Raw genomic sequence first — 23,250 nt, 5'->3', positions numbered from 1 at the left:
TGCTTGCTCGTAGCGGCAACTATCCTCACTTCTCTTCAATTTTGCCCGGTAGTACTGTTAGTAATACTCCCAAAAACCCGAATTGTTATGAGGGGCCGGTCGATGGAGATACGGCAACTCCGTTATCTGTAGTCGAAAAGCCCAGATAACGGCGTGAAGATTTTTGTGGTAATCGTAATACAATCATCGCTGATCCAGTCGATACAACGCCAGTTCTTCTTTAAAATTGGCTATGTTGATATGCAGGTCAACGACTGTACCCAGAGACATGTCATAGACCCACCCGTGAATACGCGGATAGTCGCCGTTGGAGCGGGCTCTCTGCACAAAAGACAGTTTCATGATGTTCAGACATTGCTCCTGCACATTCAGCTCCACCAGCCGACGAAAGCGGGCCGTCTCATCAGGCAGAGCATCCAACTCCAGGCGATGCAGGCGATACACGTCATCAATGTTCCGAATCCAGCTGTTAAGGTAACCCAGATCTTTATTGTCGAGAGAGGCCTGAATGCCTCCGCAACCATAGTGGCCACAGATGATGACATGCTTTACCTTGTGGAACTCAACCGCATACTGCACAACCGAGTAGGCGTTGGTGTCGTTGTCAGGAACCAGATTGGCGATGTTGCGGTGCACGAACACCTCACCAGGCTTGACACCCATAAAATCTTCGGGTTGTACGCGCCTATCCGAACAGCCAATGTACAGGAACTCCGGTTGCTGGCCATCCGCCATTCGGTTGAAGGAGGCCGGGTCCAGTGCTATTGTTGAGTAACCCATTGACGGTTATAGGCGAATACACTTTCATACAAATTCAAACGTATACGCTGATTTTGGTCAACTAGTAGAGAAGCAACTCAAAATTGGGATAAGCTTTTGACGCAATTTGGTAGGGCCGAGCGGCTCGGTCGCGGTAAATGCGGAATTAACAAGGCGCAACCTGGCGGGAAAGGCAATTTTTAATTGAAAAAATGAATGTAAAGGACTAATAGTCAACAGGTATTGGAGAAGCCCGCTTCCTGCCAGCAATCTTCAGTTTAAATTCAAGCCGAATAAAACGCCAAACCAGGGTTTTTGCTGGTAAATCCACTGCGTTCGGTTCTTGTCGGTTAAGTAGTCGAACCCAACGGCCAGGCCAATGTTAAAGATACGGGCGTCATAAATAGCGGCTGCGCCCGCATCCAGGACCACCCCTTCATATTCTATACCTATAGGCAGGCGAACCACGAAATCGTTGAGGGCAACCGAGCCAATGCCCGCAAACACCCCGTAACCAAAGCCCCGGCTGCGGAGCTGCCGTACCCCAAAGGATGGGGTTACGGCTTGCCAACGATAATTGTATAAGTCAACACGACGGCCCAGATAGAGGGCTGCGTTGAAATTTGAATTTAACTGAGCGGGTAAGGCACCCTGCGCGGGTCTGACTTTAAACGGAAGGGTGAATACATCCACATCAGCCTCCGATCGTTTGAACGTCCAGGATTGATAGGTTGAACGAGTTATCAGACGACGTTCATCTCTGGCTGGTATAATGACCTGAAGCGAATCGCCCAGATCTGTTACATAAACTTTTTTGTTTTCAAGCGCTGGCTGCCCCGTATGAATAAGCTGGTAAATATCGGCCTCCAGAATCGGTTGGGGAGCCATTACCCGACAACTGGATAGCAACCAGATAACACTGGAGAAGATCAACCCGCAGGAAAGTTGTTTTAAACGAAGCATGAAAACAGGGGTAAGCCCTTTTAAACCGCACCGACGGGTTCCTCAACCTTTTTGGCGGCTTCACGGCGGGGAATATAATGGCGGAAGAAGCTGCTGATCTTCATCTGCAATACCCCGAAAACGGCTTCCTTAAAGATCTTGGACGACATTTTAGAAACGCCCCGTGTGCGGTCGGTGAAAATAATGGGCACTTCCTGAATTTGGAATCCGTATTTCCAGCACGTAAACTTCATCTCGATCTGAAAGGCATATCCTACAAACTTAATAGGATTATGTAGAATAACTTCCAGCACTTCGGCCCGGTAGCAAATAAAGCCCGCCGTAGGGTCCATGATCGACATACCCGTTACAAATCGGACATACACACCAGCAAAGTACGACATCAGTACCCGGCCCATTGGCCAGTTAACTACATTTACCCCTTTTATATACCGCGAACCAACGGCCACGTCGGCGCGGTTTGGCCCCTCGTCGGCACAGGCATGGAATAGTTTGATGAGGTCCTCTGGATTGTGCGAAAAGTCGGCATCCATCTCGAAAAGATACTGGTACCCCCGCGACAACGCCCACTTGAAGCCGTCGATATAGGCTGTCCCCAAACCCAGTTTGCCACGTCGTTCGAGCAAGTGCAGCCGTCCCGTTGAGCCCCGCTGCAAAGAGCCGTTGGCCGGAAACTCCTCCTGCAAATCGCGGACGCGCTGAGCGGTACCGTCGGGCGAGCCGTCATCTACAATGAGGACATCGAATGGCTCAGGCAGGCTAAATACCTTTCGAATAATCGCTTCGATGTTCTCAATTTCATTATAGGTTGGAATAACGACCAGGCGCTCTTTCACGGGCTTTTGAGGGAGTTAGTAAGGAGTTACCTCTACAACAGCAAAGAACTCCTTTTTTATCTAAAAAAATCATTAAAAATTCTTAATTACCACCTGATCAGCCAGTTGTTGAGCCAACTTCCGGGCTTTGTTGATGCAATCAGACAGCGATACACCGCCATACCAGTTGGCACACACAAACAGCTGATCGGCTTCGGCCGCTTTGATCGGTTGTTTGATGGCCACAATACGGTTGTCATATTGTGGAATGGCGCGATGCCAGCGGGCCACGGACCGAAAAACCGGCTCGCTGGCCGTTATACCAAACCCATCGACCAGCTCCTCATGAACCTTATTGACCAGTACGCTATCCGGAAGCTGAGCGTTGCCAGCATTGGTCTGGCCACCCACAAATGTTGTGATAAGCACCTCATCGGCAGGACAACGACCGTCAAAAATAGAGCTGCTCCAGATATGACCAGCCGCGAACCGGCCTTCCACCTTGGGGTTCAATCCGCCGAACCCATTGAGCGGGTGCCGGACATCTGCCCGTTTATACACCGAATGGACGGCGGTCATGGGGGGGTAGGTAACCTGGCGCAGCGAACTCGAAAAGTCGGTATCGTAGGGTTCCACCAGCCGGGCGGTGGCCTCGGTGTCCGTAGCCAGTACCAGCGCTGTAACAAATTGGGTTCCCTTTGTACTGTCGACCTGCCAGCCGCCCTCCGTATGCCGAAATGCCTGAACGGCGTCGTTAAGCGAGAGGTTGGTCAATTTAGCCGCCAGCGCGTTTGGGAGCATCTGCATACCATCCCGAAAACTAAACGACTGCCGCCTGCCCGTAGCCGATTGGTTCTTTATCAATCCGCGCAGTACGGAGCCATATTCCTGTTCGTACCGGAGCAGAACGGGAAACGTTTCTGAGACCAGCAGTTGCTCCGGGTCTCCGGCATAGATACCCGCTACAAACGGGCCTAAAGCGTAATCGACGACCTCGCTGGAGAACCGACGCCGGAAGAAATCAGCCAGCGTTTCGCCGGGAGGGGAGAGGGTCTTATTGTTGCGCTCACGAAAAATAGCCAGCTTGGTTTTCCAGCTAAAAAACGAACCGAAAATCAACGAGGGGGGACCCGACGGCAGTTGCTGATACGAGCCATTCCGGAAAATGTAACGGGCTTTGCTGACCGGTCGGCTAACGGTGATGTCGGGCGTCAGACCCAGTCCATCGATCCAGTTCAGCAGGGCATCGTCGCCAAGCAGCGAATTGGGTCCCGATTCGCACAGGTAGGAGCCATGGGTAGGCTGTCCCGGTGTTAAGGGGCCTTGCCAGCGCGATTGAATATAGCCGCCGGGTTGATCGGAAGCTTCCCAAAGGCGGTATTCAATACCTCGCTGTTGCAGTTCGTAGGCAAGCGTCAGCCCCGAAATGCCCGCACCAATAATACCAACTGTCATCAGGGCTTTTTGCTTTTGGTGTCGATCTTTTTCTTCAGCAGCTCCGTCACCTGCTGGTAAATGACTTCCATATCGGCCGGGTGCGACGAATAAAAAATATAGCTGGTGCGGTACGTCGCTGTATCGACGCCGAACTTTTTGAATATATCGCCTTCCAGCTTTTTATAGGCAAGATTGGCGGAGTCAGTCGAATGCACATTAAGTCGGGAAACGCGGGCTTCAGCCATGTGTACCTCCGTCAGAATATCGGCCATCCGGCTTTTGCTGATCAGGTTTTCGGGCGGTTTGTTTTCGGGAGCCGTGCAGGCCACCACCAGCCAGCCGCTCAGCAGTAACGTCACCAGATGCCGTTGAAATAGGTTACCGTCCATACGTTTAAATCAATAGCTTTGTAAGTTAATCCCCACGCGCAAAGTTCAGGATTGACTGTTAAAATAGTATAACGCCGGTTTTACATGGACGAGTTCTTAGCCAAGCTTCGCAATTTCGACATTCGCATCCGTAAGGCTGTCAACTCGCAGATGCGCGGTAGCTTCCGATCGGTCTTTAAAGGGTCGGGGCTGGAGTTTAGCGATTTGCGAACCTATCAGTACGGCGACGACGTGCGGGCTATCGACTGGAACGTGTCGTCGAAAGGGCATGGCACCTTCGTGAAGGTCTTCCGCGAAGAGAAAGACCAGACCGTGTTTTTTGTGGTCGATGTGAGTGCCTCCCAGCGTGTGGGTGCCCGCCACCGCGATAAGCTAAAGGCGACTAAAGAGGTGTGTGGTGTGTTGGCTTTATCGGCCATCCGGGAAGCCAGCCATGTGGGCATGTATTGCTTTTCGGATCAGAAAGAGAAGTATATCAAACCCGGCAATGGGCTGAAAACGGGCTACCAGCTGATCATGAGCCTGCATAAATTACAGCCCGAATCAACGCGAACCCGTATTGCCGATGCGCTGCTGTTTACGCTCAATGCCCTTAAACGGCGCAGCGTCGTTATTCTGTTGTCGGATTTTATTGACCTCAATTACGAACACAACCTGAAAGCGCTGGCTAAAAAGCACGATCTGGTCGTTATTCACCTGTATGACCAGCGCGAAGTAAAATTGCCCCGGCTGGGTATTATTCCGGTGCACGATACCGAAACCGGCCGAACCGTATGGGTCAATACGTCATCCGTTTCGTTTCGAACGAGTTTGCACACCACCTTTCAATACAACCAGACACAGCTCGAACGCCTTTGTAAGCAATACGACGCCAATTACCTGGCACTCGATTCGCAGGAGGACTTTGTGCCCAAGCTTGTTGAGTTGTTCAGGGTTAGAAAATATCGATGAAACGATTCGGCTTTCTTTGTCTGCTGCTGTTCAGTTGCCTGGCTCATGTAAGCCCGGCACAAACTGCGTTGGTATCACCGCCGAAACAACCTGCGTTACCCGTCCGTCAGGCCCAGTCTCCGCTGCAAGGCTACTTTCTGGCAGACAGCATTGAAATCGGGCGGCCGTTTCGGTATTCCCTGAGCTACCGGCACCCGGCTACGGCCGATGTGCTTTTTCCGGACACGGCCCGGTCTTTTGCTCCCTTTCGGGTACAGAAAGTGGCTGTGTTTGCGACCCAGACAACCGGTGCCGGTCCAGCCGCGAATAGCCGCGACAGTGCCGTGTACACGCTGGTCTCCTTCGAAACGGATTCGATTCAACTGTTGCGCGTGCCCATTCTGACCATCCATGATGTTGACTGCACGGCCCGGTGGACACAAACGGATACGGTTTTTCTGCGGTCGAAATTGCCCCCTGGCTTGCCCGATTCACTGGCTTCGCGCTCGCTGCGACTGGCTACTGAAACGGACCTGGCCCCGGTTCGCCAGCAGTTCAATTATGTAGCGCTGGCGATCGGTGTCGTGAGCGTTAGCCTGTGTCTCGGGGTCTTGTATATGTTGTTTGGCCGGTTAACCCGTCGGCAGTGGCGGCTTTACCTGCTCAACCGAAGGCATGTTCGCTTTCTGCGCGAATACGCCCGGCTGAATGATCGCCTGAATTCATTTACAGCCGCTGAAGTGACCAATCAGGCCGTTGTGATGTGGAAGGCTTATCTGGAACAGCTGGACCCGCAGCCGTATATGTCGCTCACGACCCCTGAACTAGCCGAACGGCTTCGCGATGACCGGGTAACAACGGCCCTTCGGGAGGCCGACCAAATGATTTATGGCGGCTCTTTTACGCCCCAGTCACGGCTGGCGCTAAACGTGCTGAGCGAGGTAGCTACGCACATGTACCTTCAGTCCCGCACAAAGCTCCTGGAGTCTGATGGTCGACGGGCCGTACGAGCCACTTCACCCGAACCTACTCCTTTATCCTGAGCGCATGGAACCCTGGTATTCATTATATTGGTTCAAACCGGCGCAATGGCAACAGTTTCAGCTGGCCCAGCCACTGGCATTGTGGTTCATTCCTGCTACGCTGTTCCTGTTCTTTCTACGCTATTATCTGTATCGGAACGCGCAGCAGCGGCTGAATATGTCGCTCGATCAACTCGCCACATCCCGGTCCGGTACGGGTTTCGGTAGTTCCGCCCGCCTGCTGTTAAGTACCGGTCGGTATTTGTTGCCGATCAGTTTTTTCTTAGGAATGAGTTGCCTGCTCCTGGCACTGGCCCGGCCACAGATTATCCGGGAGCAACGGAGCGAACAATCGGAAGGGATCGATATTATGCTGGCCATAGATGTGTCGGCCTCGATGATGGAAACCGACCTGCGTCCAACGCGGCTGGCCGTGGCCCGGCAGGTGGCACAACGATTTGTGAATGGTCGTAAAAATGACCGGATTGGTCTGGTGGTTTTTGCCGGCGAAGCCTTCTCCCTCTGTCCGCTTACAACCGATTACGGACTGATAAAGCAGTACCTCAGCGATCTGAACGACCAGATGATCCGCACCTCGGGTACGGCCATTGGCGATGCGCTGGCTCGCTGTATCAACCGAATGCGCGACCGTGCCGTTTCCCCCGTCGACACCAGTCAGCAGGAGGCTGATACCTGGAAGCTGGCGCGCAGCAAGATCATTATTCTGCTCAGCGACGGCGACAATACGGCCGGGAACCTCGATCCGATTACAGCCGCCAGGTTGGCTAAAGCGTTTGGGATTCGGGTGTATACCATCGCTGTCGGTCGGCCAACGGCATCGGTTGCCAACGCCACTACAATTGATGAAGGAGTGTTGAAAACCATTGCCACCATTGGGGAGGGGAGCTTCTTTCGGACTACCGATGCCCGCCGGTTACAGTCCGTTTTTGCCCAAATCAGCCAGTTGGAGAAAGCGCCCGTTCGTGTCCACATCTATGAAGACGTTCAGGATTACTACCGAATTTATGTGTATTGGGGAATTACGTTCTTACTGATTGCCCTTTTACTAAAAAACACCATTTTTGGCAATGTGCTGGAGGATTAGCCCATTCCCAATCGTTCTACTATGCTAAAGTCTTATTACAACGCCGACGCTGTTGAAGCGGGATTGGACGAAGTGGGCCGGGGTTGCCTGGCCGGTCCGGTGGTGGCCGCAGCGGTCATCCTGCCGAAAGATTACACGCACCCCATTCTGAACGACTCCAAGCAACTGTCGCATCGGCAGCGGGTGTTATTAAAAACAGACATCGAGCGCGATGCCCTGGCGTGGGCCGTCGCCGAGGTATCGCATGAAGACATCGACCGCATCAATATTCTGAAGGCCAGCTTCCTGGCCATGCACCGGGCCGTCGATGCGCTCCTGGTTAAGCCCGAACACTTGCTGGTGGATGGTAACCGGTTCACGCCCTATCCCATGATTCCGCACACCTGCATCATTAAAGGCGACGCCCATTATTTGTCCATAGCGGCCGCGTCGATACTGGCCAAAACCTACCGCGACGATCTGATGGCGCAGCTGGGGCTGGAATTTCCGGCTTATGGATGGGCGCAAAATGTCGGGTATCCTACGCCCATTCACCGGGCTGCCATCCGGGAGTTGGGCCCTACGCCATACCACCGCATGAGTTTTCGATTAGTGTAACTCCTGCAGCAGGGGTTTCACATTGTCGACCAGCATTCGGATCGTTGTTTTTTCATACACGGCCAGGTTGGCATCCCGTACCCGCAGCATAATGGGCCGAATGGAACAGGTTTCTTCGTCGTGGCAATCGTCGCAGCGAACGTAAAAATTCAACGAAACGCAGGGCGTAGGAGCAATCGGTCCATCGATGATCCGAATTACCTGAGCTAGATTGATCCGCTCCGGGTCCACGCGTAGCAGGTAGCCACCGCCTTTTCCTTTCTGACTTTGCAGCACGCCGTGGTTGCGTAAATCGAGCAGAATCGTTTCCAGAAATTTCTTGGGAATGGACTCCTGTTCAGAGATCTGCGAAATTAAAACGGGCCCTTTTCCATAGGCTTCCGTCAATGCCTTCAGCGCTTTGATGGCATATTTTGCTTTTTTAGAGATCATCGCTTAGTGAAGTTTATGTGGGTATTAGACAAATTGGCTTGGTAGTCGTTTGCTCCTATAAAGTTTGTGTAGTATTTGTAAAAGCCAAACGTTCAGACTCGTACTATAGAGTAAAAAAATCCATAGAGTACGGTTAGGGATTGATTGTCAGAAGCTATCCAGGGTCTAATATTATTACTCCTAAAAGTAGATAGACTATTAGGTAACTTATTGATAATCATTTTCTTGGCTTTTTCTTGGAGAACTAATTATTGCTTGCCACCTTTGTGATTAACCAGGCTTCTTTCACCTAAAAGGGAGCCTGGTAGAAGTCAGTCAATCAGCTGGCTTATTTGTTGCGAAATTAAACTATTTAGTTGATAGATTAAATGTTTTATGAATAATAAATCATTCACATACGAACAGAGCGGTCTCCGGCAGGCGTTCGTCGTCCTGAAGTCAACCCGCTCATATCCATCATCATTAAAGACATACATACAGTACGTAAAGCACAGCCAGCGTGTCGGGGGACGAGGTTGCAGCAGACTACATGAACTGGTAGAGGAGACGGATGCTGCCCTTAATCCATACGCCCGTCTGTTCATGATCCTCTGGGCATTGGGCATGATGGCCGCCGTTGGTTTTCAGTCCGGCAAAGCCGCCAATGTGTCGATTAATAAATACATTAGCATAGCCCCTGTCGTAACGGTGATATCATCTGCTGGCCGCTAACAAGGCGGAAAATGTTCGGCGGCTCAAACGTTACCCGCTGGTTCCCGTAGATATGCCCGTTTCCGGTTACATTTACGACGTGAAAGCCGTTGGGCTGCTTTATTTTCTTTTCGACCCCGCAGATACTCGCTAGACATGAGCATCTGCGGGGTATTCATTCTTCAACTTCATCAATGCGTATTAAATCTCTGGACCTGTTACGGCAGGAGGCCGCTGTTAGCGACAAAACAACCCTCAAACGATCTCTCGGCGCCTTCAACCTGGTCGCCATCGGCATTGGTGTCATCATCGGGGCCGGTTTATTTTCGCTGACGGGTATTGCCGCAGCCAACCATGCCGGGCCAGCCGTAACCCTTTCCTTTTTGGTGGCCGCTGTGGGCTGTGCGTTCAGCGCCCTGTGTTACGCCGAATTTGCGGCTATGGTACCCGTAGCTGGCAGTGCTTATACCTATGCCTATGCTACCCTGGGCGAACTGTTTGCCTGGATTATCGGCTGGGACCTGGTGCTGGAGTACTCGGTTGGGGCAGCAACCGTGGCCATTAGCTGGTCGCAGTACCTCAACCGATTTCTGAGCAACTACGGGCTCCATCTGCCTCCCCAGCTTATGTTGTCGCCCTTCGAGACGGCCACCGACGCGGATGGGTCCGTGGTGTCGGGCTTCATGAATGTGCCGGCTGTTTTGATCGTGGTGTTGATTACGGCTGTCATCATTCGCGGCACATCGGGCTCCGCGTTGTTCAATGCCATTGTAGTGAGCCTTAAAGTGCTGGTCGTGCTGGTATTTATTGCGCTGGGCTGGCAGTATATTGACCCGGCCAACTATCAGCCCTATATCCCTGAGAATACCGGCACCTTTGGCGAGTACGGCTGGAGCGGGGTGGTTCGGGGGGCGGGCGTGGTGTTTTTCGTCTTCATCGGCTTCGATATCGTGGCGACAATGGCTCAGGAAGCCCGCAATCCACAACGCGATATGCCCATCGGTATAATCGGTTCGCTGGTGGTGTGCACCATTCTATTCGTTCTTTTCGGCTATGTCATGACGGGTATGGCGAACTATACCGAGTTTAAGAATAGTGCCGCACCCGTGGCCATTGCCATTGAAAAAACGCCCTATCGGTGGTTGGGCCAGCTCATTATCGGCGCTATCCTGATTGGATATACCTCGGTCATTCTGGTCGATCTGCTGGGGCAGTCGCGGGTGTTTTTTACGATGAGCCGCGATGGTCTGCTTCCCCGCGTTTTTTCGGATGTACACCCCCGCTTTCGAACGCCCTGGAAAGCCAATGTGCTCCTGTGTGTGTTCATTGGCCTGTTTGCCGGGTTTGTGCCCATTCGGGTGGTGGGTGAGATGACCAGCATCGGGACTCTGCTCGCCTTCGTGATGGTTTGTCTGGGCGTACTTATTCTTCGTAAAAAACAGCCGGATGCCCCACGGGCGTTTCGGACACCCTGGGTGCCGGTCGTACCTATTTTAGGCATTGTTACCTGTGCGATCATGATGGTGTCGCTGCCCGGCGATACCTGGCTGAGACTGGTTGTCTGGCTGGCTATCGGCCTGGTGATCTATTTTGCCTATGGCAAGAAGCGGAGTAAACTCAACGCATCGGAATAAATCATAAACCAGGTAACCGGCGACTACCAAAACCAGGTAAATCATTGACACCTCCCTCTAATTCGGCCCCTGCGTTGCTGCGCGGTATTGGGCGGTTCGATTTTATCGCGCTCATCATCAACATCACGATTGGGGCGGGTATTCTGGGTCTGCCGGCCAAATTGTATGCGCTGGTGGGCACCTGGAGCCTGCTGGCGTATGGCGTCAGCGCACTGGTCGTTACGTTAATCATTTTGTGCTTTGCCGAGGTGAGCAGCCGGTTTAGCGGTACGGGCGGGCCGTATCTGTACGCCCGGGTGGCGTTTGGGCCGTTGGTTGGCTTTGAGGTTGGCTGGTTGTTCTGGCTGTCGCGCATGGCGGCTTTTGCGTCGATCTGCAACCTGTTCGTTAGCTACGCGGCCTTATTTCGTCCTCAGCTGGCAACAGGCTGGGAGCGGGCGGGTCTCATAACGGCGATGACTGTGGGTCTGGCGCTGCTGAATTATGTGGGTGTGCAACGGTCGGCCAGGGTGAATACCATCTTCACGATCAGTAAGTTGCTGGCCATTGGCCTGTTTGCGATTGGTGGTTTGTTTTTTGTCAATAAAGCCGCTTTCACATTCCCCCGCTTTCCGGGTTATGCGCCGTTTTCCCAGACGGTGTTGTTGCTGATTTTCACGTTTTCGGGCTTTGATGTGGCTGCCATCCCTTCGGGCGAAGTGCAGCAGCCCCAGCGAACCGTTCCTCTGTCGTTGCTGGTGTCCATTGGAACGGTGGCGGTACTGTTCATGGCGGTGCAAATTGTCTGTATCGGAACGCTGCCCGACCTGGCTCACTCGGAGCGCCCACTGGCCGATGCTGCCGGGCAGTTCATTGGGCCCGCTGGTGCGTTATTCATCACGATCGTAGCGCTGCTGACGGCCCTTGGCACGCTTCATGCCCTGATGCTGACGGGTCCCCGGCTGTTGTTTGCCATGGCCGAGCAACGGCAGTTACCAACCTGGCTGGGGGCCACGCACCCGCGCTTCCGAACGCCTTATGCGGCCATTTTAGTCACCGCGTCCCTGCAGCTCCTGCTGGCTATAACAGGCACCTTTCTCTATGCGTTAACGCTCAGCACGCTGATTCGACTGGCTTATTTTGCGCTGACCAGCGCTGCCCTGCCCATCCTCCGCAATCGTACCGACGTACCGGCCGCCCAGTTTCGGGTAGTGGGCGGGAGATTGATTTCCGGGCTGGCCATCGTCCTCTGCCTCTGGTTGCTGAGCAACAGTTCCGGGCGGGAAGCTCGTGATGTGGCTATTGCCGCGGGGATGGGCCTGCTCATTTTTCTGGGGATGCGGGGTCAATCCAGCGATAATTAATTGATGAGCCGCCTGTTGTACGTCGTCATTGTTTTTTACCCACAGAAACCCAAAGAGCACAGAGGGCGCTAACTCCTCTGTGCTCTTTGGGTTTCTGTGGGTAAAACTCTTTTTGGCAGTTGTCGTGCCTTAACTTACTTAGTTCTTTTTGCCCGACGACATTTGGGCCGGGGCACCACCCCCGGGTGTGACCGTCGACGTACCCATTGGGTTGCCTTCCTTATCCAGTTCGATCAGTTCGTAGCCCAGTTTCTCCAGCCCCGGCTTAATGAGCTGTTTGTTGCCCACCACCGTAATCACCATGTTGTTGATGGGCAGTTGTTTTTTGGCAATTGCGTCGATGTCGGCCTTGGTGATCTTGCGGAGAATCTCGCTTTGCTGCTCAACATAGTTGCGGGGCAGGTTATACTTGATGATCCGGCTCAGGAAGATCGCTTTCTGGAGCGATGTTTCGTAGCGCAGGGCATCGCTCTGGCCCAATGAACTTTTAACAAAGCTCAGCTCCTGCTCCGTAATGCCCGACTTGGCGTAATTGGTGATTTCCTTCACAAATTCAATCACCGAGCTGTCGGTGGCGGCTGCTTTCACACCCGCCTGCGCCGTAAACGGACCGGGCGTGTTGGTACTCGAAAAGCCCGAGTTGGCCCCATAGGTATAACCTTTGTCTTCGCGCAGGTTCATGTTAATGCGGCTGCTGAAGGCGCCACCCAGCATGTAGTTCGCCAGTGTCGACCGGTAGTAATCGCCGGTAGCATCGTAGGGAAGGTTTGTTACATACCCGATACGGATTTCAGACTGTGCCGCCTGCTCTTTATCGATCAGGTACAGACGCGTCTTATCTATCTTTTTAGGAGCCGGGGTAGTTGGGATTTTCACCGGTTTGGCTGCCCACTTCGACAAAAACGCCAGCTTGGGCATCATAGCTGCCTGCTCAATATCGCCCACGATCACCATGTTCGTCACCGATGGCGACAGGTAGTTCCTGTAAAAAGCCTTTACATCGTCCAGCGAGATGGTCTCAACGGTTTTGCTGGTGCCGCTTAAGGGCACCGACCGAATGTTATCGGGACCGTACAACAGTTTGCTGTAGGCTTTGTTGGCAATCACAACCGGCTGCGTGCTTTGGTTGTTGATTAGCTCCAGCTGTTGTTTCTTGAGCCGGTCGAAATCATCCTGCGCAAATTTGGGGCGCAGGAGTTTCTCTTCAACCAGGGCCAGTGTCGAATCCAGATTCTTCATCAGGGATTCGACAGAGATCGTGATCTCTTCCGTATTCGCCCGGATGTCGATACTGCTACCCAGTTTTTCGAGTTTCGTATTGAGTTGTTCATTGGAATAGTTCTGGGTAGCTTCGTTCATCAGCGATGCGGTCAGTTGCGCCAGTCCTGCCTTCGATGGGTTTGCAGCCTCCAGCAAATGACCGCCTTTGATGGTGAACAACATCGTGATGGAAGGGATCTCGTCGTTACGGGCACCAATGATCTGGATGCCATTGGGCAGCTTGTCGTTCCAGAAGGGCGGCACTTTCAGAGCCGGATTTGGGCCGGGACCGGGTTTTGTGCTCCGCTCAAAGGTGTCTTTGGGTTTGGTATAGGCCAGGCCATTGTAGCCGTAATCCGGTGCCTTGTAGTTAGCAGTCGATACGGTGTAATTATCCGGTTTAGCCACGACTTCAGGTTTCCCTTTAGGATACACCGTCAGGATAACGGCATTTTTGCCTTTTATATACTGGTTGTACACCCGCATTACATCGGCTTTCGTCACGCTTTTATAGCGCTTCAGCTCCTGCGGCAAATAGTTCGGGTTGCCGAGGTAAGTCTGGAAAGCCGCCAACTGCGATACTTTTCCGGATACACTCGCCAGACCGTTGATCAGATCTGCTTCGCGCGTGGCTGTAAACTGAGAAATATCGTCATCGGTGGCACCCCGGCGTTCAAACTCGGCCAGTGTCCGGCGAACGACGGCTTCCGTACTATCAAGGCTCTTGCCCGGAAACGGCAGAACAACCATCGCCAGTTGACCAGCCAGCTCCGTAGAGGGGTGTGAGGTATTTGCCTGCACAGCCAACTGCGTTTTGACCAGATTTTTGTAAAAAAGGGAGTTTTTGCCACCGCCCAGAATCTCGGCCAGCGCATCGAGGGGCGCTTCGTCCGGGTGGTAGGTAGGCACCGTCGGGAACACCATCTGCAGCATAGGAAAGCGGATGTTGTCTTCATACGAAACATACCGGTCCTTCTCGATCACGGGTGTGGGTACCTGCGTTTTGGTAACTTCAGGGCCACGCGGAATGGAGCCGAAATACTTTTCGGTCATGGCTACCACTTGTTTGGTGTTCACGTCGCCCCCGATCGTCAGTACGGCATTGTTGGGGCCGTACCAGCGCAGGAAAAAGTTTTTGAGGTCGTTTACATTGACCCGGTTCAGGTCTTCGATATAGCCGATCGTGAGCCACGAGTAGGGATGGCCATACGCATACAGGTTTTTGGCGACATACTCACCCGCCAGACCATAAGGCCGGTTGTCGTAGTTCTGGCCGCGCTCGTTTTTAACGGTGGCCCGCTGAATCTCGAATTTCTTCTGTGTAACGGCATCGAGCAGGAAGCCCATGCGGTCGGCTTCGAGCCAGAGCGCCCGTTCGAGCTGGTTGCTGGGCAGCGTTTCGTAGTAATTCGTGCGGTCGCGGTTGGTCGATCCGTTGAGTGTACCTCCCGATTCGGTCACGATTTTAAAGTGCTCATCGTCGGCCACGTGGTCGGAGCCCTGAAACATCATGTGTTCGAAAAAGTGAGCAAACCCCGATTTGCCAATTTCTTCGCGGGCCGAACCCACGTGATACGTAACGTCGACGTGAACGATGGGGTCGGAATGGTCTTCGTGAACCACCAGCGTTAATCCGTTAGGGAGTACATACTTCTCGTAGGGAATAACGAGTTCGCTTCCCTTTCGGGTTACTTTCTCGACCAGGCGGGTTTGGGAATATGCCACTCCGGCCGATAACAGGCAAAGGAATGACAGCAATAGCGGAAAACGTATGTTCATGAAGAAATTTATTAAGCAGACAAAGTACGAAATAAATACTATCTTAATTTCCCGATTACCCGATTATAGTTAGTGACTATGTTAGCTCAACCTATTTCTTCTGTTCCTGCCCGAACAACGGACCGCGTTTGCGAAGTGGCCTGGTTCTCGGACCTCTGCGGAGAAGACACCGAATTCATTAGTATTCGTAACCCGGAGAACAGTACATTTTCCCACTGCCGCGATATTGCTTTGACGGCCGAACGGCTGGGTTTTAGTAATTTATTACTACCTACATCCTATATGACTGGTCAGGAGGTGGTGCCTTTTGCCGCTGGCGTTGCCCCCGATCTTCAGCAAATCAGCCTGCTAACGGCTATCCGCTGTGGGGAAATGCACCCGCCAATGCTGGCCCGATCGCTGGCTTCCCTCGATCATATGCTGAAGGGCAGGCTCACGATCAACATTATCAACTCCGATTTGCCCGGCTACCGGGAAGATGCCGATTTCCGCTACCAGCGCTGCGCCGAAACCATCCAGATTCTAAAGCAGGCCTGGACATCGGACCGTATTGAACACGACGGCCCTGTTTACGGAAAGATCAGTCTGGCAGCGGACCCGGTCAAGCCGTACCAGCAAAACGGTGGGCCGCTCCTGTATTTTGGCGGCACATCGGATGGCGCCCGGGATGTGTGCGCCCGTTATTGCGACGTGTTTCTGATGTGGCCCGAAACCGAAGAACGACTTTACGCCAACATGCAGGACGTAGCCGGCCGGGCTGCCAGGTACGGGCGGCAGGTGGATTTTGGTTTGCGTATTCACGTCATTGTGCGCGAAACGGAAGCCGAAGCCCAGGCCTGGGCCCGGCACATCATGTCGAAATTCGATCCGGTGCGTGGGGCTGCTATGAAAAATGCCTCGCAGAGTTCGTGGTCACTGGGTGTCCGGCGGCAAAACGAACTGCGCGAAGCGGCCGACACGGATGGCTATGTGGAGCCGCTGCTCTGGACCGATATTGGCAAAGCCCGTTCGGGGGCGGGTGGGGCGTTGGTGGGCAGCGCCGATCAGATCGTTGACAAAATCAACCGCTACATGGACATGGGTATCCGGGCGTTCATCTTTTCGGGCTATCCACTGATCGACGAAGCGGAATGGTTTGCCCGCCTGGTACTGCCGCGACTGCCGAATGTTACTCTGGCCCAATTTATTCGGGAACAGTCGGGCGTGGAGCCAGCCTGAAGCTAATTTACGGGCGCTTCATTCGGCTAATGGGAAAGCCCGAAACTTTCGCCCCGGATCCACCAAACTTATTGTGATTCTTACAGTTGTTCGTATATAGGTTTCCTATAAAGTGGTGGTTAAGCGGCTGGAAGGGACCCGGCAGTTGAGGATATGAGTGTCGCTTAACCATCTTTATAGGAGCCAGAATACCACAACCATACTATTTAACCTGGTTCAACTGCCATGACAATTGGAGTCCCTGCGGTTTGGCTGGTGGATGACGACGAAGACGACCGGCTCGAAATACGGGCGGCCTTCGATGAGCTTCAACCACCAGTCGGTATATTAACCCTGAATAACGGCCAGCAATTAATGGCCGAGCTGGAGCTGAATGAAACGTTGCCCAAATTACTGTTGCTCGATCTGAACATGCCGGGCCTGACGGGTTTCGATTTGCTCGCTCAGCTGCGCGGCAATCCCCGTCTGGCCAGTTTGCCGGTCGTAATCGTTACAACCTCGAATAACGCGCTCGATCGGCAGCAGAGTTTGGCTCTGGGTGCCATCGACTTCATCACCAAACCAACCAGTTACCTGCAACTGGCAGATATCGCCCAGCGATTGAGCCGCCGGTGGATATGGGTTAGCTAGCGGTATCCTTTTCGGAGACTGGTAGACCATATCCTTATTAAGGCAGCCCATAGTCGACGGGTTTCCATGCGTTGCGGCTGTTTGTGTAACAACTCGTTGTTATTCAAGTTATGTCGGTAGCGGAAGCTCCCGTTGGTAAATGCGAACGGTGGTATGGGATCTCGATTGGGTGGGGCTTCCGACAAAAACGACAACTGCAACGTTCATGAACAATTTCTTTGCGCGTATCTACCGCCGGCTTTTCGCTTCATCTATCCCAATGCCAGAGCCGGGTAAGACGGTTAAGGCGAAAAAGGGTTTTTGGGGAAATGCCTGGGTTGTATTACGCGATGCCTTCAATGGGTTTCTCGATGATCGCTGCCTCAAACTGAGTGCAGCGCTGGCCTACTATACCGTTTTTTCACTGGCTCCCCTTTTGGTGCTGATGATGTCGCTGGCTAGTATTTTTCTGGGTGAAGAGGCTATTCGGGGCCAGATCTTTGGCCAGATCAACGGATTAGTTGGTAATGAGGCCGCCAAACAGATTCAGGATATGATCAAAAATGTGAGTCTGTCGGATAAAACCAGCACGGCCCTGATCCTGAGCATCGGTACACTGCTGATTGGTGCCAGCAGCCTGTTCGTCGAAATTCAGGATTCTGTCAATCTGATCTGGCGCGTAAAGGCCAAACCTAAACGAGGCTGGCTTAAACTCATCAAAGATCGGCTGCTGTCGTCTTCTCTGGTGGTTAGTCTGGGGTTCCTGCTCGTCGTCTCTTTGATCGTGAACGGTATCGTGCTGGCGCTGAGTGATCAGCTAACCCGTTTTTTGCCCGGACTGGGTGTTTACGTCGTGAGTGCCATCAATTTTCTGATCAGCGCTGCCGTTATTACGTTGCTGTTCGGCGTCATTTTTAAAGTCCTGCCCGACGCAAAAATCGCCTGGAAGGATGTTCGTTGGGGGGCCATCTTCACGGCTATCCTGTTCATGCTGGGCCGTTACGTCATTGGGTTATATATTGATACTACCGCTACCAGTTCGACGTATGGAGCCGCCGGGTCCATGATCGTTATTCTAACCTGGATCTATTATACGGCCGCTATCCTGTATTTTGGCGCGGAGTTTACCCTGGCCTATGCCAATCACTTCGGTATAAAAATCGAACCTGCTGAAAACGCAGTTTATGTGGAACAAACCGAACGGGAGCGTGAAGTAGGCGCGATCCCTACCGAAAAGAAGGTGGCAGAGAGTAAGCACTAGACTACCGTGTTGGAGCGGTTGAATTAAAGGGCGGGTTGCCCGCTGGTTCATGCCTAAAAGCCGTTTTTTTTCTTCCTGAATACGGCCGTACCATCGGTCGCTGGCGGCAATTGTATGATTTCGTTTTGGGGAGTAGGTCCTGTAAAGGACGACCAGAATGACTGCATGCGGCTATTATAAATCACCAGATTGCCGTCGTCCTGCATGACTAGCGAGTAGGGTGGGTATTTCCCACCTCCCGGCGTTCCCCATTTTAACTCCCCTCTGTAATATAAAACGAGGCTGCCATCGTTTTGCAGAAGGCGCAGATCGTTGGGAAAGCCACGCGTGGCCGTACTCCAGATGACTTTACTGAGTTGCCGGTAAACCACCAGATTGCCGTCACCCTGAAAAATGCAGGTATACAGTCCATTGGGTGATGTCAGGCGTTGTTCCGGGGCTATTGTTGCAGGTGATACAAGTTGGTCCATTCCAGGTATACGTAAAGTCAGGCCATTCTATCAACAAACCACAGTTGGCCAGTCTCTCCGGCACGCCGATCAACAGGCTTTTACCTGAGTCCATGCTGAGACGACCAATGTGGTGGCTAATTCGTTTCTAAACAGGTGTAAAAAAGTGCAGGGTGGAAGTAGCTCAGAAAGCTTTCCAGCCCTGCATAGGTAACATGACAACAGTATAAGGCAACAGTATGAAAAGCACTAAAACAGGTTGTGTGGATATCAACAGTATACTGTCTAGACTATGGTTTTAAAACCGAGTCACTTGTAGATAGATAGACCTACTGGAAATCTCTTTTTCGGTAGGGAGTATGGCTTATTTGTCCGTAACCGGGCAAATAGCTATTCATCGAAGGGGCGAATTTATACGGACATGTTTGGCCAATATAGACCTAGTGACCAGCAGCGGGTGCGCGCTGTGCCGGACCGGTGGTGGTATTAGTTCCGGTAATTGGTCTGATAAAATAACTGGACCAGCGATAAAATCACATTATCTTCTTTAGGGATTGGCTCAGAAGGGTCCTGAAGAAAAGGCAGGGAACGGGTCAGGTGATTTAACTCAATAGCCGATAAGGCTTTATAGCCCATTAACCAGTCGGGAAAGGAACGGCGCGCAATGGGTTTCCTGTACAACTGAACGACATGCGTATGCCGGGCATCCTGGCGAATAACCTCGTATAAGTTGTTTACGCTCTCTTCTTCTCCTTCCAGCACCTGAATGATATTGCCATTGAAATACAGCAGAATGCCTGTAATGCCAAGAGCCCGGTTATTTTTTTGACTCTGATTAAGAATACGCGCTAACTCGTTCGGAGACAGTAAGCCAGTCGAAGAACTTAAGTAAGCAATGCAGTATTCCATACAATTTTGAAAAAGAATCAGGATGGCGTGTTGATCGTACGATTAGTTACTGCCAGTCCCTGTAAATCAGTAAACAAATATAAATATGTTAGATATGTTAAATGTGTCAATATGTGGTAACCGGAATAAAAGTTAGGCTATGGCCATACGGCTGCAAAAGCATCAGATGCCGGGTTGCCGCATTGATCGGCGTCTTGGCTGGCTCACGTTCATTGCTGGCAATATAAGTGAGTAAGCTACGCTTCTATGGTCTATCCTGAACGGATAAAGGCTACATGCTCGATCTCCTATTAAACGAAATCGAGCATGTAGTTGAAACGATTAGATTGGCGGCATCCAACTCGTACGGAGAGGGGTGGGTTGAGTCTTTTTTCTTTATACGAATGGGCCGTTTTAACAGCAGGCTGCTGGTTCGGGTTGTTAGTAGCGCTTTTGTAGGGTCGTATGATACCAGAGAAAACAGATCTGATTAATTTAAGGCAAAATCCCCCATATGCTCAGGCCAGGAGTGCATTGACGGCGGATAATGGTCGAGCCAATAGCGACTGAACAGGTTTAGGCGAGGCAGTAGATCAGTGAATGTCATTGGTTTAGTAATATAAGCATTCGCACCAATCTCATAGGAGGTATGCACATCATCTACTTGCTCCGAAGTTGTCAGCATAACAACAGGAATATACTTGTACTGCTCCGTTGCCTTCAGCGCCCTTAGCGTGTCAAACCCATTTGGTCCTGGCATATTGATGTCCAGAAAAATCAGGCTGGGACGATCATGCGTCGCTAGCCAGATTAACAATTCAGACCCGCTTCGTACCGCTTCAAGGGTGCAGGTTGGATCACATATCTGGAGGGCTTCTTTCACTAAATAACAGTAGTCAGGATCGTCGTCCACAACTACGATTTTATTGTTTCGTTTCATTATTAAAGCAGTTGGGTAGGCATATGTCTATTAACGTATGAATTACACCGTTTAATATATAAAAAACAAGCTTTTATGCATAAAACTGTAGACTTTTTAGGCACTTCCGAGTCACACCTGATTTTGCTGCAAGTGCTTATAATTCAGCGAAATGGGTAGTTGACAGGCTTGCTTTTTCGTAAACGGTACGTTTCGGCGGTTTAGCGTTTTCTAAAAGAGGGTATAACCCGTGGCTTGATAGTTAGGTACAACCATTAGGAGCCGCTTACTAGACCTGTGAGAAGGCTGCAGGAATCAAAAAAGTACGCGTGATATTGGATACGATTTTATCGTTCGAATACTCAGGCATAGAACTGATCTTTTTCCACTCAGGGTCACCGCCGAATTTTTTCCAGTTCTGGTCGTGCTCGTCCATATTATCGAACGTCAGCATATAAGTCAGGTTAGGCCGCATGGGGCCAATGAGCGTTTCGCCAAAAAACACGGGTGTAAGGCCCACGCGTTTAAATATGGCTATTTCACCCGCCTGATTGAACATCTCAATCTTCTTTTTTCCAGCCGTTTCATTATGACTTTCGTACCGGCGTAGTTCGAAGATACGGGGCTTGTTTTCGGGTACTTCCAGCCGTGGCATCTGCGAGAACGACTTCAGTAAGGAGCTCTCGATGCGCTCATAGGCTGGCTGGCTGGCGTCGGCGGTTAAATACTCCGCTCCGGCTTGCTGGTAGGCAGCATCGCTGGCCAATTGATCCGGTGCTTTGACATAGTCATCCAGGGAGTTGAAGGGTATGAGGGCAACCAGCTTCGTAAAGCCCTGAGGAAGATATTCGGTGAAGATGCCTACGTGCTTACTGCCCAGCCGGTTGAATGCCGGAATGGCCGCCTGCTGAAAGTAGTTCTGGACTATTTTCAGCTGCCGGTTATTTTTTAGTGTGTAGATCCGTAGTTCATAAAATTCCGAACCTTGGTTTTGTTGGTTTGGGGTGTTCGCTGCGGCCTCGTTTAGCGGACTCATTACGCTGGCCAGGGAGGTGGTAAGAACAGATGCTTTTACGAATTGACGTCTTTTCATGTAAAACGAGCTTCTAAACAGGTTGGCTACTAAAATGAACTGTAAATCATTCGTCAAAGGACAGCGAGGGATTGATCTACCTGATTGAAAACAAATTGATGCCGGTATTTTCCAGGGATACGGAGAGGAAGGCTTAATATAGGAATAACAGGGGAATCTTGATCCATATTGACTACTTTTAGTTAATAAGCTAACCATTTGTATTTACACATTTTGTATGTTGTTAAACAACCACTTAATAAAAAGTTATATTTATTATATGGCATAACTGAATACGCTATAGTTAAAAATATGTATTTTTGGGTATATGTCTTTTTAGGTTACACCGGTAGACTGAGCCATTGAGGGCCAAATGTGAATGTGGCTCGCTCAGCGGATTTTATCGTCTGGTGATAGGTTTCTTTCAGGTCCGGAATACGAAGATTTGGGTCGTATGGAGATGCTTTCAACGAGTCAGGAAGAGTTAGCGAGATTGGGCAATCTCGCCTATTACGACATTTTGGACTCTCTGCCAGAACAAGCGTACGATGATGTCACGTACCTGGCCGCACAAATTTGCGAGACGCCAATTTCCCTTATTTCGTTTATCGATCAGGATCGGCAGTGGTTTAAGTCCTGCTTTGGCTTTTCATTTAAAGAAACCCCCCGCCATCTCTCTTTCTGCGCCCACGCCATTCTCCAGCCGCAGGAAATGATGGTCATCAAGGACGCCACACAGGACGATCGTTTTTCTCAAAACCCACTAACCTGGCAAGATCCCAAAGTTATCTTTTATGCCGGGGTTCCTCTGGTGACGGAGGAAGGCTACGCGCTGGGCACACTGTGCGTAGTTGACAACAAACCAGGCAATCTGTCTGATTCTCAGGCAAAAGCCCTGAGCGCCCTGGCCCGGCAGGTTATGGCCTTGCTTGTCCTTCGAAAAAAGACCCGGGAACTGGAGCAGGCGCAGGCAAAAGAACGGGAGTTGCACGAGTTGCGGTCTCAGTTTGTGAATATGGTATCGCATGAATTTCGAACACCTTTAACAACCATTGGGCTTAGTGCCGACACCATTGCCTACTATGCAACGTTGGCGGCTAAGGAAAGCCGGAAGTCTATTGAGCGACATACGGACGTGATCATTAATCAGGTCACACAACTCACCAAACTTATGAATGGGGTGTTGTCGCTGGGTAAGGGCGATGCGGGGAAAATAACCGTTTCGCCCCGGTCGGTTGATGCCGTGTGTTGGTGTCAGGGTTTACTGGCCGATCATTTCGGGCAGCGGCCCGACCAGCGAAAGGTGTGTTTTGCTGTTGAAGGTAGGCCGGATAGGGTCAGTATAGACCCCGACTTGATGGGTAATGTGGTAATTAACCTGCTATCCAATGCGTTTAAATTCTCGGAAATAGATCCGCACCTGATTCTTCGCTTTACACCGACTCACCTGATCATTCAAATCGTTGATGAAGGTATCGGTATTCCCGCCAGAGATATGCCCTTTTTATTCACGCCCTTTTACCGCGCAGGCAATGCCACTGCTGTTGAAGGTACCGGACTGGGGTTGGCCATAGCCCGTCAGCTGGTAGAGTTGCATGGGGGTACGCTGCAGATCGACAGTCAGCCGAACCTGGGCACTACCTGTACGATTCGTATTCCTGTTGGCTAGCGAGCTGTGT

General features: G+C 51.6%; 23 protein-coding genes. 11 read left to right on the top strand and 12 right to left on the bottom strand.

Annotation, left to right across the window (positions count from 1 at the left end):
- Nucleotides 1-183: 183 nt before the first annotated feature.
- The 5 genes from ACYVK4_RS03605 to ACYVK4_RS03585 all read right to left on the bottom strand — a co-directional run bounded on the left by ACYVK4_RS03605 (nucleotide 184) and on the right by ACYVK4_RS03585 (nucleotide 4,363).
- Nucleotides 184-780, bottom strand: coding sequence for a carbonic anhydrase (locus ACYVK4_RS03605; RefSeq protein ID WP_461126118.1), 597 nt, complete (start codon nucleotides 778-780; stop codon nucleotides 184-186).
- A 252-nt stretch (nucleotides 781-1,032) separates the two neighbouring features.
- Nucleotides 1,033-1,722 carry a hypothetical protein gene (locus ACYVK4_RS03600; RefSeq protein WP_461126117.1) on the bottom strand — a complete coding sequence of 230 codons (690 nt, stop codon included), beginning with the start codon at nucleotides 1,720-1,722 and terminating at the stop codon, nucleotides 1,033-1,035.
- A gap of 20 nt (nucleotides 1,723-1,742) precedes the next feature.
- Complete coding sequence (locus ACYVK4_RS03595) at nucleotides 1,743-2,558, bottom strand: polyprenol monophosphomannose synthase (protein WP_461126116.1); 816 nt, start codon at nucleotides 2,556-2,558, stop codon at nucleotides 1,743-1,745.
- Nucleotides 2,559-2,630: 72 nt separating this feature from the next.
- Nucleotides 2,631-3,992 carry a protoporphyrinogen oxidase gene (gene hemG / locus ACYVK4_RS03590; protein ID WP_461126115.1) on the bottom strand — a complete coding sequence of 454 codons (1,362 nt, stop codon included), beginning with the start codon at nucleotides 3,990-3,992 and terminating at the stop codon, nucleotides 2,631-2,633.
- The gene (locus ACYVK4_RS03585; protein ID WP_461126114.1) at nucleotides 3,992-4,363 is read right to left on the bottom strand and encodes a DUF4296 domain-containing protein; all 372 of its coding nucleotides are present in this window, start codon (nucleotides 4,361-4,363) and stop codon (nucleotides 3,992-3,994) included. Before ACYVK4_RS03585 ends, hemG begins: the two co-directional genes overlap by 1 nt.
- An 84-nt stretch (nucleotides 4,364-4,447) precedes the next feature.
- Between ACYVK4_RS03585 and ACYVK4_RS03580 the strand changes: the two genes are divergently transcribed.
- The 4 genes from ACYVK4_RS03580 to ACYVK4_RS03565 are packed head-to-tail and all read left to right on the top strand — an operon-like array spanning nucleotide 4,448 to nucleotide 8,017.
- Entirely contained in the window at nucleotides 4,448-5,314 is an 867-nt protein-coding gene (locus ACYVK4_RS03580) for a DUF58 domain-containing protein (protein WP_461126113.1), read from the top strand.
- Nucleotides 5,311-6,336 carry a hypothetical protein gene (locus ACYVK4_RS03575; RefSeq protein WP_461126112.1) on the top strand — a complete coding sequence of 342 codons (1,026 nt, stop codon included), beginning with the start codon at nucleotides 5,311-5,313 and terminating at the stop codon, nucleotides 6,334-6,336. The genes ACYVK4_RS03580 and ACYVK4_RS03575 overlap by 4 nt, the downstream gene beginning before the upstream one ends.
- Before the next feature lie 4 nt (nucleotides 6,337-6,340).
- A complete protein-coding gene (locus tag ACYVK4_RS03570) occupies nucleotides 6,341-7,420 on the top strand; it encodes a VWA domain-containing protein (protein ID WP_461126111.1) in 1,080 nt (359 codons plus the stop codon).
- 21 nt (nucleotides 7,421-7,441) lie between these two features.
- The gene (locus ACYVK4_RS03565) at nucleotides 7,442-8,017 is read left to right on the top strand and encodes a ribonuclease HII (RefSeq protein ID WP_461126110.1); all 576 of its coding nucleotides are present in this window, start codon (nucleotides 7,442-7,444) and stop codon (nucleotides 8,015-8,017) included.
- Here the strand turns inward: ACYVK4_RS03565 and ACYVK4_RS03560 are convergent.
- Complete coding sequence (locus ACYVK4_RS03560; protein ID WP_461126109.1) at nucleotides 8,009-8,449, bottom strand: RrF2 family transcriptional regulator; 441 nt, start codon at nucleotides 8,447-8,449, stop codon at nucleotides 8,009-8,011. The genes ACYVK4_RS03565 and ACYVK4_RS03560 overlap by 9 nt on opposite strands.
- A gap of 375 nt (nucleotides 8,450-8,824) precedes the next feature.
- Here ACYVK4_RS03560 and ACYVK4_RS03555 point away from each other — a divergent pair, with 375 nt between their 5' ends.
- The 3 genes from ACYVK4_RS03555 (at nucleotide 8,825) to ACYVK4_RS03545 (ending at nucleotide 12,116) form a co-directional block, all read left to right on the top strand.
- Nucleotides 8,825-9,160, top strand: coding sequence for a hypothetical protein (locus ACYVK4_RS03555; RefSeq protein ID WP_461126108.1), 336 nt, complete (start codon nucleotides 8,825-8,827; stop codon nucleotides 9,158-9,160).
- A 173-nt stretch (nucleotides 9,161-9,333) separates the two neighbouring features.
- A complete protein-coding gene (locus tag ACYVK4_RS03550) occupies nucleotides 9,334-10,773 on the top strand; it encodes an amino acid permease (RefSeq protein ID WP_461126107.1) in 1,440 nt (479 codons plus the stop codon).
- A 44-nt stretch (nucleotides 10,774-10,817) separates the two neighbouring features.
- Entirely contained in the window at nucleotides 10,818-12,116 is a 1,299-nt protein-coding gene (locus ACYVK4_RS03545; protein WP_461126106.1) for an APC family permease, read from the top strand.
- A 138-nt stretch (nucleotides 12,117-12,254) separates the two neighbouring features.
- Here the strand turns inward: ACYVK4_RS03545 and ACYVK4_RS03540 are convergent, their stop codons facing one another.
- The gene (locus ACYVK4_RS03540; protein WP_461126105.1) at nucleotides 12,255-15,155 is read right to left on the bottom strand and encodes a M16 family metallopeptidase; all 2,901 of its coding nucleotides are present in this window, start codon (nucleotides 15,153-15,155) and stop codon (nucleotides 12,255-12,257) included.
- A 78-nt stretch (nucleotides 15,156-15,233) separates the two neighbouring features.
- Here ACYVK4_RS03540 and ACYVK4_RS03535 point away from each other — a divergent pair, with 78 nt between their 5' ends.
- The 3 genes from ACYVK4_RS03535 to ACYVK4_RS03525 all read left to right on the top strand — a co-directional run bounded on the left by ACYVK4_RS03535 (nucleotide 15,234) and on the right by ACYVK4_RS03525 (nucleotide 18,243).
- Complete coding sequence (locus ACYVK4_RS03535) at nucleotides 15,234-16,373, top strand: LLM class flavin-dependent oxidoreductase (RefSeq protein WP_461126104.1); 1,140 nt, start codon at nucleotides 15,234-15,236, stop codon at nucleotides 16,371-16,373.
- A 225-nt stretch (nucleotides 16,374-16,598) separates the two neighbouring features.
- Nucleotides 16,599-17,003, top strand: coding sequence for a response regulator (locus tag ACYVK4_RS03530; protein WP_461126103.1), 405 nt, complete (start codon nucleotides 16,599-16,601; stop codon nucleotides 17,001-17,003).
- A 259-nt stretch (nucleotides 17,004-17,262) separates the two neighbouring features.
- Nucleotides 17,263-18,243 carry a YihY/virulence factor BrkB family protein gene (locus ACYVK4_RS03525; protein ID WP_461126654.1) on the top strand — a complete coding sequence of 327 codons (981 nt, stop codon included), beginning with the start codon at nucleotides 17,263-17,265 and terminating at the stop codon, nucleotides 18,241-18,243.
- 53 nt (nucleotides 18,244-18,296) lie between these two features.
- Here the strand turns inward: ACYVK4_RS03525 and ACYVK4_RS03520 are convergent, their stop codons facing one another.
- The 5 genes from ACYVK4_RS03520 to ACYVK4_RS03500 form a co-directional block, all read right to left on the bottom strand.
- Nucleotides 18,297-18,713: a hypothetical protein gene (locus tag ACYVK4_RS03520; RefSeq protein WP_461126102.1), complete on the bottom strand. Its 417-nt coding sequence runs from the start codon at nucleotides 18,711-18,713 to the stop codon at nucleotides 18,297-18,299.
- Nucleotides 18,714-19,178: 465 nt separating this feature from the next.
- On the bottom strand, nucleotides 19,179-19,601 hold the full coding sequence (locus tag ACYVK4_RS03515) for a BLUF domain-containing protein (RefSeq protein WP_461126101.1): 423 nt from the start codon (nucleotides 19,599-19,601) through the stop codon (nucleotides 19,179-19,181).
- A 469-nt stretch (nucleotides 19,602-20,070) separates the two neighbouring features.
- A complete protein-coding gene (locus tag ACYVK4_RS03510; RefSeq protein ID WP_461126100.1) occupies nucleotides 20,071-20,520 on the bottom strand; it encodes a response regulator in 450 nt (149 codons plus the stop codon).
- Nucleotides 20,521-20,788: 268 nt separating this feature from the next.
- Entirely contained in the window at nucleotides 20,789-21,592 is an 804-nt protein-coding gene (locus tag ACYVK4_RS03505; RefSeq protein WP_461126099.1) for an NIPSNAP family protein, read from the bottom strand.
- A gap of 320 nt (nucleotides 21,593-21,912) precedes the next feature.
- Nucleotides 21,913-22,041, bottom strand: coding sequence for a hypothetical protein (locus ACYVK4_RS03500; protein WP_461126098.1), 129 nt, complete (start codon nucleotides 22,039-22,041; stop codon nucleotides 21,913-21,915).
- 50 nt (nucleotides 22,042-22,091) lie between these two features.
- Here ACYVK4_RS03500 and ACYVK4_RS03495 point away from each other — a divergent pair, with 50 nt between their 5' ends.
- Nucleotides 22,092-23,240: a GAF domain-containing sensor histidine kinase gene (locus ACYVK4_RS03495; protein ID WP_461126097.1), complete on the top strand. Its 1,149-nt coding sequence runs from the start codon at nucleotides 22,092-22,094 to the stop codon at nucleotides 23,238-23,240.
- The last annotated feature ends 10 nt before the right edge of the window (nucleotides 23,241-23,250 follow it).

This window comes from Spirosoma aerophilum, assembly GCF_054782495.1.
Note: the sequence above shows the minus strand (reverse complement) of the source record. Positions and strands in the feature narration are given on the sequence as shown.

Coding starts and splice junctions, on each gene's coding strand:
- ACYVK4_RS03570 (WP_461126111.1), top strand. CDS start 6,341: ATGGAACCCTGGTATTCATTATATTGGTTCAAACCGGCGCAATGGCAA.
- ACYVK4_RS03525 (WP_461126654.1), top strand. CDS start 17,263: ATGCCAGAGCCGGGTAAGACGGTTAAGGCGAAAAAGGGTTTTTGGGGA.
- ACYVK4_RS03575 (WP_461126112.1), top strand. CDS start 5,311: ATGAAACGATTCGGCTTTCTTTGTCTGCTGCTGTTCAGTTGCCTGGCT.
- ACYVK4_RS03605 (WP_461126118.1), bottom strand. CDS start 780: ATGGGTTACTCAACAATAGCACTGGACCCGGCCTCCTTCAACCGAATG.
- ACYVK4_RS03555 (WP_461126108.1), top strand. CDS start 8,825: ATGAATAATAAATCATTCACATACGAACAGAGCGGTCTCCGGCAGGCG.
- ACYVK4_RS03550 (WP_461126107.1), top strand. CDS start 9,334: ATGCGTATTAAATCTCTGGACCTGTTACGGCAGGAGGCCGCTGTTAGC.
- ACYVK4_RS03580 (WP_461126113.1), top strand. CDS start 4,448: ATGGACGAGTTCTTAGCCAAGCTTCGCAATTTCGACATTCGCATCCGT.
- ACYVK4_RS03565 (WP_461126110.1), top strand. CDS start 7,442: ATGCTAAAGTCTTATTACAACGCCGACGCTGTTGAAGCGGGATTGGAC.
- ACYVK4_RS03530 (WP_461126103.1), top strand. CDS start 16,599: ATGACAATTGGAGTCCCTGCGGTTTGGCTGGTGGATGACGACGAAGAC.
- ACYVK4_RS03585 (WP_461126114.1), bottom strand. CDS start 4,363: ATGGACGGTAACCTATTTCAACGGCATCTGGTGACGTTACTGCTGAGC.
- hemG (WP_461126115.1), bottom strand. CDS start 3,992: ATGACAGTTGGTATTATTGGTGCGGGCATTTCGGGGCTGACGCTTGCC.
- ACYVK4_RS03600 (WP_461126117.1), bottom strand. CDS start 1,722: ATGCTTCGTTTAAAACAACTTTCCTGCGGGTTGATCTTCTCCAGTGTT.
- ACYVK4_RS03560 (WP_461126109.1), bottom strand. CDS start 8,449: ATGATCTCTAAAAAAGCAAAATATGCCATCAAAGCGCTGAAGGCATTG.
- ACYVK4_RS03515 (WP_461126101.1), bottom strand. CDS start 19,601: ATGGAATACTGCATTGCTTACTTAAGTTCTTCGACTGGCTTACTGTCT.
- ACYVK4_RS03535 (WP_461126104.1), top strand. CDS start 15,234: ATGTTAGCTCAACCTATTTCTTCTGTTCCTGCCCGAACAACGGACCGC.
- ACYVK4_RS03520 (WP_461126102.1), bottom strand. CDS start 18,713: ATGGACCAACTTGTATCACCTGCAACAATAGCCCCGGAACAACGCCTG.
- ACYVK4_RS03510 (WP_461126100.1), bottom strand. CDS start 20,520: ATGAAACGAAACAATAAAATCGTAGTTGTGGACGACGATCCTGACTAC.
- ACYVK4_RS03505 (WP_461126099.1), bottom strand. CDS start 21,592: ATGAAAAGACGTCAATTCGTAAAAGCATCTGTTCTTACCACCTCCCTG.
- ACYVK4_RS03540 (WP_461126105.1), bottom strand. CDS start 15,155: ATGAACATACGTTTTCCGCTATTGCTGTCATTCCTTTGCCTGTTATCG.